The organism is Agromyces sp. CCNWLW203 (assembly GCF_036576125.1).
Taxonomy (GTDB): domain Bacteria; phylum Actinomycetota; class Actinomycetes; order Actinomycetales; family Microbacteriaceae; genus Agromyces.
Map to the genome: position 1 here is coordinate 244,065 of NZ_JAZHYX010000007.1, position 10,162 is coordinate 254,226.

The window sequence follows — 10,162 nt, forward strand, 5'->3', positions numbered from 1 at the left end:
CTTCCGCTCGATCCGAGGAGAACCGTGTCAGGTGATGGCGAGGGCGTCGTCGCCCTGACGCGAGGAGCCGCGCTCATCGCGCACAGCGCGCGAACCGACGTGGGCCGTGTCCGCAGCGTGAACGAGGACTCGTTCCTCGCGGAGGCACCCGTCTATCTGGTGGCCGACGGCATGGGCGGCCACGCCCGCGGCGATGCGGCCAGCCAGGCCGTCGTCGAGACGTTCTCCCGGCATCTCGAGTTCGGTGTGCCGTCGTCGCCCGAGCAGGTCCTCGACGCGATCCACAGCTCGAACGAGGCCGTGCGTTCGCTGAGCGAGGCCGGAGAAGAAGGCACCGCGGTCGCGGGAACGACACTGTCGGGCATCGCCCTCGTCGATGCCGGCGACGGTGCCGGCTTCCACTGGATGGTGTTCAACATCGGCGACTCGCGCGTCTACGCCTGGGACGGCCGCACCCTCGAGCAGTTGAGCGTCGACCACTCCGCAGTGCAGGAGCTCGTCGACGCCGGCCTGATCCAGCCCGAAGAGGCGGAGCGGCACCCTGAACGAAACGTCATCACGCGAGCGCTCGGCGCCGACGAGTTCGTGGACCCCGACGTCTGGCTGATTCCTGCCGCGGGCCGTCAGGTGTTCCTCGTCTGCAGCGACGGCCTCACCAAGGAGGTCGACGATCGCACGATCGCGCACGTCCTCGCGGGCGACACCGGGCACGCGGCGGGGTTGGCCGGCGAACTGGTCGACCTCGCGCTCTCGCACGGCGGCCGCGACAATGTGACGGCGATCGTCGTCGAGTCCGTGCTCGGATCCGACGATGACGATGATGAGACGACGCGCGATCGGCGCGGACGACTGTCGAGGGCGGCCGAGGACACACGGCCGCGTACCGGGGGAGGCGGAGATGGCGACGTACCGGCATGATTCAGAGGCTGCGTGGTTCGCAGCCGTTCGCGGCGGAGTGATCCTCGTGGTCCCCGTCGAGGCGGTCGACCGGCTCGCCGCGCTCTGGCCCGAACTCGGCACCGGCGACCCGACTTCGCTCGTGCTCGATCGGCTCACCGCGCAGGGGCTCGCGGCGACCCCCTCCTTCGCGCTCGTGGTGCGCGACGAGGCGGCCGGCACTGCACGGGTGGTCGTGCGCGGCCCCATCAGCGTGCGCTCGGCAGCCGACGAGATCCATGACGCCGGCGTGTCGACCTGGGTCGAGCGCGTGCTCGACGGCGGCTCGGCGATCGAGGTCGTCGTCGACGGCGGTGCGGATGCCTCCGCGCCCGAGTTGCCCGTCGTCGAAGCCGTCGTGCCGCTGCGCTCCATCGTCTCCGACGGTATCGAGCCGGTCGCGCCCGTGCGCTCCATCGTCTCCGACGGTATCGAGCCGGTCGCGCCCGTGCGCTCCGAAGCTGCGACCGGCGCTGCGCCGGCACCCGAGGCGCCGGCTGCTGACGCCGCTCCGGGCCCGGCTGCGAAGCGCGCGAAGCCTGCGGCCGCTGCTCCGGCTCCGGCCGCGCCGGCCCCGGCTGCTCCGGCTCCGCCGGCTCCGGCCCCGGCTCCTCCGGCTCCGGCCGCTGCTGCTCCCGTGGCTCCCGCTGCGCCGGCTCCGGCCACGCCCCCGCTGACGCGAGTCACGGCACCGGTCGAGCTCACGATGGTGCCCGACGAGGAGACGATCGCCGGCCCCTCCTCCGCCTTCACGAACGGGCTTCCCCCCGCTCCGCCCGCCGCTCCATCGGCGGCTCCGCCCGCTCCCGTCGACGGCGACCACGACGGGATGACCGTCGCGAGCATCGACATCAAGCGGCTCCGCGAACAGCGCGCCGCACGCGCTTCGGGTGATGCACCCGACGGGGTTGCATCTGCCGACACGGTGGCACCGATGGCGACGGTCGCGCCGGTGTCGACGGCCGCCACCCAGGCGAGCATCAGGATGCCCGACGGCACCCTCGAAGCGATCGGCCACGAGGTCGTGCTCGGCCGCGCTCCGAGCGTGAGCAAGGTGTCGGGCGGGCGCATCCCGAGGCTCATCACGATCGGGCTCGGCGACCCCGACATCTCGAGAAGCCACGTGCGACTCGCTCTCGAGGGCGACACGGTCGTCATCACCGACCTGCACTCGCGCAACGGCACGCACGTCGTGGCGCCCGGCAAGGCGCCCGTGAAGCTGCGGTCGGGCGAGCCGACCCCCGTGCTCACCGGCACCGTGGTCGACCTCGGCGGCGGCTGGACCATCCAGGTGGTGGGCGGCTGATGCGCCGCGCCCCGTCGATTCCGCCGGAGTTGCCCGGCTATTCGGCCCACGGGCTGCTCGGGTCCGGCGGGTTCGCCGACGTCTTCCTGTACGAGCAGAAGCTTCCGCGACGCAAGGTCGCGGTGAAGGTGCTGCTCGCCGAGGGGCTCGGGCGCGACACCAAGGCGCAGTTCGTCGCGGAGGCGAACCTGATGGCGCAGCTTTCGGCCCATCCCTTCATCGTCACGATCTTCCACGCCGACGTCTCGGCCGACGGCCGCCCGTACTTCGTGATGGAGTACTGCTCCGGCCCGAGCCTCGCCGAGCGCTACAAGCGCCAGCCGTTCTCGATCGAAGACGCGCTGCGCACCGGGGTGCGGCTCGCCGGCGCGATCGCGACGGCTCACGCGGCCGGCATCCTGCACCGGGACATCAAGCCGGCGAACGTGCTCACGAACGACTACGGCTGGCCGGCGCTCACCGACTTCGGCATCTCGTCGAACCTCGAGGGCGAGCTGCCCGTGCACACGGTGACGGCGAGCGACCTCGCCTCCGGCACCGCCTCCGGCCCGTCCGCGGTCGGCATGAGCGTGCCGTGGTCCCCGCCCGAGATGTTCGAAGACGATCCCCGCCCCGACACGCGCAGCGACGTGTTCTCGCTCGCGGCGACGGTGCACACGCTGATCGCGGGGCGCACCCCGTTCGAGATCCCCGGACGGTCGAACGGCTCGCTCGATCTCATCGGACGCATCGAACGAGGCGCGATCACGCCGATGGACCGCCCCGATGTGCCGCGCAGCCTCGTCGCGGTGCTCGCGAAGGGTATGGCCAGTCGGCGCGAGGATCGCTACCCGAGCGCCGTCGAGTTCGCCCGCGCACTGCAGCGGGTGGAGCTCGAACTCGGCTACGCAGCCACGAACATCGAGGTGCCGAACCTCGCGAGCGCGCGTGACGAGAGCGAACCCGACGACGACGACGCCACCCGGGCGCGCTCGGTCCGCACGGTCGACGCGCAGGCGCCCCGCGTGGTGCCGAGCGACGACGACGCCACCCGGGCCCGTACACCGCAGCAGATCCAGGCGCAGGCTCCGGCCGCTGCGGTCGTCGGAGCGGTCGGGGCCGGTACGGTGCCGCGCACTCCGGCAGAACTCGACCTCTCGGACGCCACCATCGTCCGCGCTCCCGGCTCCGTCGCCGCGCCCTCGCAGCCGATGCTCGCTCCGGACTCGACGATCGTGCGCCCGATACCGCCACTCGGCGCTCCCCGTTCGCCGGTCGGGGTTCAGGCTCCCGCACCGGGGGCATCGGCGCCGCCGCGCCGAAGTCGAGTGGGCCTCGTCATCGGCATCGTCGCCGGCGTCGTCGTCGTCGCCATGATCGGCATCGCGATCGCGATGTCGGGCACGGTGGGCCGGCCGCCGGCCGTCGAGACCGCGAAGCCGGGCGGCGAGAACGCCGTCGTCGCGGGGGCCGTGCCGACCCCCGTGGTCTCCACCGGCGTCGCGAGTGCCGACGGGTCGAGCGTCACCTTCGAGGTGTCCCACACCGACGCCGAAGACGGCGACAAGTACCGGTGGACGCTGTCCGACGGTTCCGGCGACCCACAGGTCGCCGTCGGTCCCACCATCGTCGTCGAAGGCACGTCGCCCGGCACCCGCACCTGCATCGACGTGCAGGTGCAACGCGGCAGCAAGGTCTCCGAGCCCAAGATGGGGTGCACGCCGTGAGGCCGCTCCGGGTCGAGTACTGCGGCGAGTCGTACACCGTCGAGGTGGGCGAGCCGTTCACGATCGGCCGCGAGTCCGACCTCACGATCGATGACAACCCCTACCTGCACCGCACGTTCCTCACCCTGTCGTCGGAGTTCGGCCTGTGGTGGCTCTCCAACGTCGGCCAGATCCTCTCGGCCACGATCTCCGATGCGACGGGCAGCGTGCAGGCCTGGCTCGCGCCGGGTGCGAAGATTCCGCTCGTATTCCAGACCGTGCACGTGATGTTCAGCGCCGGCGCGACGACCTACGACTTCACGGTGCATGCCGAGGAGGACTTCTACAACACCTCGCTGACCGCGGCTCCGACCGACGGCGGCACCACGATCCTGCCCGTGACGCTCACCTCGAGCCAGCGCCTGCTCGTCGTCTCGCTGGCCGAGAACGTGCTCGCGCAGCCGGCCGGCGGGCGAGCACTCGTGCCGAGCTCGGCCGAAGCGGCAGCCCGTCTCGGCTGGAGCATGACGACCTTCAACCGCAAGCTCGACAACGTCTGCGAGAAGCTCGACCGGATCGGCGTCGACGGTCTGCGCGGCGGTCGCGGCAAGCTCGCCACCAACCGTCGTGCGCGGCTCGTCGAGTACGCGGTCGCGACCCGCCTCGTGAGCATCGACGATCTGGCACTGCTCGACGCGGCGACCGAGTGAGCCTCGTCGCCTCGATCCGCGGTCGAAGGGGGCTCGCGTCCGCCGTCGTGCTGACGCTGATGGCGGTGAGCGGGGTCACGGTCGCGGCCATGCATCGGGGATTCCCCGTCACCGACCCCGATCTGCGTGCGCGCGAGGTTTGGGTGACCAACGGCGAGGAACTGCTCGCGGGCCGGCTCAACCGCCAGATCGAGGAGCTCGACGCGGCCGTGGCCACGCAGTCGAACAGCGCCGACGTGCTCCAAGACGGCGAGGACGTGTTCATCTACGATCGCGACGCGGGCTCGATCGAGCGCATCGACCCCGCCTTCACCACCCTGACGCGGCGCGTCGACGTGCCGATCGGTTCGCGCGTGGCGTTCGGGGGAGAGGTGCTCGCCGTGCTGTCACCTCGCGGCGAGCTGTGGACGATCCCTGCCGGCGGTGAACTGTCGTTCGACGCCGCCGGGGCGAAGCCCGCGCTCGAGGTCGGCGCCGACGCAGAGGTCGCGGTCGGAGCAGACGGCACCGCGTTCGTGACGGATCCGGACGCGCACGAACTGCACCGCCTCGACGGCGACGGCGGTGCACCGCTCACGACGCAACTGCCCGACATCGGATCGCATCAGCTCGCGGTCATCGGCGAGGACGCCGTCGTGCTCGACACCGATCGTGACGTGCTGCTCGTCGACGGACGAGAGATCGAGCTGCCCGGCGACGGGCTCCGACTGCAGCAGTCCGGGCCCGCGCACGATCTCGCGTACGTCGCCGGCGCCGCTTCGCTGTACGCCGTGCCGCTGGGCGGCGGCACGGTGTCGGAGATCGAAGCGGATGCCGCGGAGTCGGCACCGGCCGACTCCCCCGAGGAGGTCGCCGCACCGGTGTTCGTCGAGGGCTGCGTGCATGCGGCGTGGGCGGACTCCGCGTCGTACCTCTCCCGGTGCGAAGCCGCCGAGTCGCAGCAGTCGCGGATCGAGCCCTCGACCGTCGGCGCTCGCCTCGAGTTCCGGGTGAATCGTGACGTGGTCGCGCTGAACGACCTGAACTCGGGCAACTCGTGGCTCGTCGATGCGAACCTGCGTCTCGTGGACAACTGGGAGGAGGTCACTCCGCCCGAGGAGTCCGACGAACTGGAGGGCGACGAGAAGAGCGCCCAGCAGGTGTTCGAGGACACACTCGCGGAGCGCACCGAGTCCAATCGCCCGCCGACCGCTCGCGACGACGAACTCGGCGTGCGACCGGATCGCACGACGCTGCTGGAGGTGCTCGAGAACGACACCGACCCCGACGGCGACGTGCTCACGATCGGATCGGTCTCCGAGGTCGCGGCGTCACTCGGCAGGCTCGAGGTGATCGACGACGGTCGCGCCCTCCAGTTCACGCCGGCCGAAGGTGCGGCCGGCACCGTGTCGTTCCGCTACGCCGTCGACGACGGCCGCGCCGGTGCCGCTGAGGCCGCGGTTGACGTGCGGATCGTTCCCGCCGCTGAGAACGCGGCCCCGGCTGCCTCGCGCGAGGCGGCGGTCGCCGTCGAGCAGGGGCAGCAGATCGGCTACAACGTCCTGGCCGACTGGACTGATCCCGACGGCGACGACGTGTTCCTCGTGAACGCATCGCCGACAGGCGGGGACGCCGTGCAGTTCAGCCCCGACGGGCACCTCACCTTCGAGCATCGGGGCGGCGAACTCGGGCTGAAGGAGGTCGCGTACACGGTTTCGGACGGGCAGACGTCCGCCACCGGCACGTTGACGGTCGACGTGCAGGCCGTCGGCGCCCTCAACCCGGTGGGCACGCCCGACCTCGTGCAGGGCTTCGCCGGTGAGACCGTGATGCTCGAGCCCCTGGCGAACGACCTCAGCCCGTCGGGTGCGCCGCTCGCCCTCCTCGGCGTCGCGGAGATTCCGGGCGGACTCACGGCGACGCCCGATCTCGAGCGCGGCACCATCGCCTTCTCCGCGCCCGAACCGGGCGACTTCACCCTGTTGTACGACCTCGGCGCCGCGTCATCCGTCAGCGTCGGCCTCATGCGCGTGCGCATCGTCCCGCAGCCGGATGCGGTCCCTCCGCCCATCGCTGTCGTCGACACCGCATACCTGCGCCCCGGCGAGCCGGCCACGGTGCCGGTGCTGGCCAACGACGTCTCGCCGTCGGGCCGCGTGCTCGCGGTGCAGTCCGTCGACGCCGGCGAGATCGACGACCTCGTCTCGGTCGAGGTGCTGACGAACACCGCCCTGCGGATCACCGCCGCCGAGGCGCTCGATCGCCAGTTGCAACTGACCTACACCGTCTCCGACGGCAGCGGGGCGTCGAGTGCCACGGTGACCATCGTCCCCGTGCCGCCGCTCGTGAAGCACCAACCGCCCGTCGCGATCGCCGACGTCGCGAAGGTGCGCGCGGGCGACATCGCGACGGTGGCGGTGCTCGACAACGACCACCACCCCGATTCCGCGGTCATGCGGGTGCTGCCCGAGCTGACCTCGCTCGAGCTCGGCGGCGGCGTCGCCTTCGTCGACCGATCCCGAGTGCGATTCCAGGCTCCCGAGCAGCCGGGCACCTACACGGCCGTCTACACGATCGCCGACGACTTCGACCAGGTTGCTCGCGCGAGCATCGGCTTCACCGTCATCGCTCGCGACGACGACGGCAATACGGCGCCGGCGCTGCCGCCCCTGACGTCGCGCACCTTCGCCGGCTCGGCCGTGACGATCGACGTGCCGCTCGAGGGGCTCGATCCCGACGGCGACTCGCTCGCGCTCACCGGGGTGCTCGGCGGCGCAGTTCTCGGCCGGGTCGCCGACCAGACGAGTACGTCCATCACGTACGAGGCGTTCGACGGCTCCAGCGGCACCGACACGATCGCCTACGAGGTGCACGACGCGCTCGGCGAGCGAACGACCGGCGAGATCAGGATCGGGGTGATCCCGCCGCCCGAGACCTCGCCCCCGCCGAACGCGGTCGACGACGTGATCGAGATGCGACCGGGTGGCCGCGCGTCGGTCGAGGTGCTCCTGAACGACTCCGACCCGAGCGGGCGGCCGCTCAGTGTCGTCGACCTCCCACAGGTCGACGATGCCATCGAGGCGGAGATCCGCGACCGCCGCCGAGTGGTCGTCACCGCCCCCGACCGCGAGGGCGCCTTCACCCTGCGATACGAGGTCTCAAACGGGCATGGCGGCGCCGACACGGCCTTCGTGCAGGTGGTCGTCAGGCAGGACGCCGCGATCATGCCGCCCACCGCGTCCGACCAGGTGATCGAGCCGGCCGAGGTCGTGGGTGTCGATGCCGTGCGGGTGAACCCCCTGCGCGATGCGACGAACCCGGGCGGCCTCGTGGAGGAGCTCGCGGTGGCGGTCGAGGGGCCGAACGCTGATCGTGCCACGGTGCTCGAGAACGGCAGCATCGAGGTGCGGCCGAGTTCGCGCCGATTCGCCGTCGCCTTCCGGCTGACGAACGAGATCGACGAGCTCGACGCGCTGGCGTTCATCGTGGTTCCCGCTGCGGGCGAGGAGGCGGCGGACCCGTACCTCGCCGACCTCGGCCGCATCGTCGTGCCCATGAACGGCCGGATCTCCTGGCAGGTCTCGGACATCGTGGTCGCCCCGTCGGGCCGCCCGGTACGAGCCGTGAGTGCGACGAGCACGAACTGGGCCGAGAGCGCCTTCGTCGACGAGCAGACGGTGCAGTACGTACCGAAGCGGGACTACCGGGGAGAGGCGTCGGTCACCTTCGAGGTGTCCGACCGCTCCGATGCGAAGTCCGGCGATCGCCGGAACGTGTTCCTCACCATCCCGGTCTTCGTCGGAGATCCCGAGTTCGGTGACACGCCGCCGGTGTTCACTCCTCGATCCGAGACGATCGAGGCGGGCGAGGAGCCGCTCGCGATCGACCTCCGTGCGGCGACTTCGCACCCGAACCCGGCGATGCTCGAGCGGGTCGGGTACTCGAACCTGCGCGGAGCGACTCCGGAGATCGGGGCGACGGTGGCCGGCGGCATCCTGACCGTCTCCGCACCGCTGGGCGTTGCGACGGGCACGGCGACGCGGCTCTCGTTCGACGTGGTGCTCGGCGAGTTCACGGTGCCGGGGTACGTCGACATCACGGTCGTGTCGTCGACCCGCGCGAAGCCCCAGGCGCTCGATGACGGCCCGTTCGAGATGCTCCGGAGCGATTCCGAGACGCTCGACGTGCTCGCCAACGACGTGAATCCCTTCCCCGGCACCGCGCTGCGGGTCGTGGCCGCTGAGATCGACCAGACCGACGTCGGGTCGAGTGCGACGGTGGCGCACACGTCGACGGGCATCACGGTGCGCACCGGCGCCTCGTTCACGGGAACCCTCAGCGTGATCTACCGCATCCAGGATGCGACGAAGGATGCCGCGCGGGAGACGCAAGGCCGGGTCATGGTGACGGTTCGCGACCGGCCGGAGGCGCCGAAGGCGCCGCTGATCGTCTCCGAGCAGAACGGCTCGGTGAGCGTTCGGTGGTCCGCCCCGCCCGACAACAACTCGCCGATCTCGGGCTACCGCCTGTCGTGGAACGGCGGCAGCGCCGTTTTCGCCGCCGATGCTGCGGGGCTCGCCCATACGATCACGGGACTCGCGAACGGCACGGCGTATCGGTTCCAGGTCGAGGCGACGAACGGCATCGGCACCTCCGCCGCCTCTCCGTCGAGCGCGTCGGCAACGCCCTTCGGCCTGCCGGGCGCACCCGCGGTCGCGAACCTCGTCGCGTCGAGCTCCGGCGATGCGCGGCTCTCGCTCAGCTGGGCGGCGCCGACCGACAACGGCGGACGCGGCATCTCCCGCTACGAGTGGACCTTCGAGGGCACGCCGGGCGGCTCGGGCACTGCGAGCGGAACCACCGCGTCGGCGACCGGCGCGAACGGCACCGGGTCGCGGTACTTCGTGCAAGCGTGCAACGTCGCGGGATGTGGGCCCCGCACGATGTCGGGCACCGCGACGCCGATCGCGCCCTGGGTTCCGGTCAACGGCACGACGGTCACCCAGAGCACGTGCCCGGAACCCGAATCGACGTATACGGAGCCCCCGACGAATGCAGAGCGTGGGTGCACGATGCCGCCGGGCGGCATGATCTCGGCCGGCACCGTCATCGACGCCGTCTGCCGATCGCAGCGCTGGGGAGACGACTACTTCTACATGATGCAGGAGAGCGGCAAGTACAACGGATGGTTCGTCCTCGCCCGCGACACAGATCGCGGAGGTCGGTCGGTGAAGGACTGCGGGACCTGAGCACGCAGGCTCCGCGACCTCGTATGAGGGGAGTCCTCCCCATGTCTTCGCTCATGGCCGGCGTGTTAGCGTTTACGCCGGCGCAGAGATCTGGCTCGGCTCCGATGCAGCGTCGAAGAGAGCAGGAGCGTGACGAGTGGGTACCTTCACGTCGTGGGTGCGCACGCGCAAGGCGGCGGCGTCCACCGTCGCGATCACCTTGCTCGCCGGTGTTCCGCTGACCTTCGCGGTGCTCCATCAGGGCTTTCCGGTCACCGATGTCGATCTCGCGGCGCGTGAGGTCTGGGTCACGAATGG

General features: G+C 71.1%; 5 protein-coding genes. All 5 read left to right on the plus strand.

What is annotated here, in order from left to right:
• The first annotated feature begins 24 nt into the window (after positions 1-24).
• The 5 genes from VPH61_RS16595 to VPH61_RS16615 are packed head-to-tail and all read left to right on the plus strand — an operon-like array spanning position 25 to position 9,865.
• The gene (locus VPH61_RS16595) at positions 25-918 is read left to right on the plus strand and encodes a PP2C family protein-serine/threonine phosphatase (RefSeq protein WP_332064615.1); all 894 of its coding nucleotides are present in this window, start codon (positions 25-27) and stop codon (positions 916-918) included.
• Positions 899-2,242 carry an FHA domain-containing protein gene (locus tag VPH61_RS16600; protein WP_332064616.1) on the plus strand — a complete coding sequence of 448 codons (1,344 nt, stop codon included), beginning with the start codon at positions 899-901 and terminating at the stop codon, positions 2,240-2,242. The genes VPH61_RS16595 and VPH61_RS16600 overlap by 20 nt, the downstream gene beginning before the upstream one ends.
• The gene (locus tag VPH61_RS16605; RefSeq protein ID WP_332064617.1) at positions 2,242-3,948 is read left to right on the plus strand and encodes a serine/threonine-protein kinase; all 1,707 of its coding nucleotides are present in this window, start codon (positions 2,242-2,244) and stop codon (positions 3,946-3,948) included. The genes VPH61_RS16600 and VPH61_RS16605 overlap by 1 nt, the downstream gene beginning before the upstream one ends.
• The gene (locus tag VPH61_RS16610; protein ID WP_332064618.1) at positions 3,945-4,637 is read left to right on the plus strand and encodes a hypothetical protein; all 693 of its coding nucleotides are present in this window, start codon (positions 3,945-3,947) and stop codon (positions 4,635-4,637) included. Before VPH61_RS16605 ends, VPH61_RS16610 begins: the two co-directional genes overlap by 4 nt.
• A complete protein-coding gene (locus VPH61_RS16615) occupies positions 4,634-9,865 on the plus strand; it encodes an Ig-like domain-containing protein (RefSeq protein ID WP_332064619.1) in 5,232 nt (1,743 codons plus the stop codon). The genes VPH61_RS16610 and VPH61_RS16615 overlap by 4 nt, the downstream gene beginning before the upstream one ends.
• The last annotated feature ends 297 nt before the right edge of the window (positions 9,866-10,162 follow it).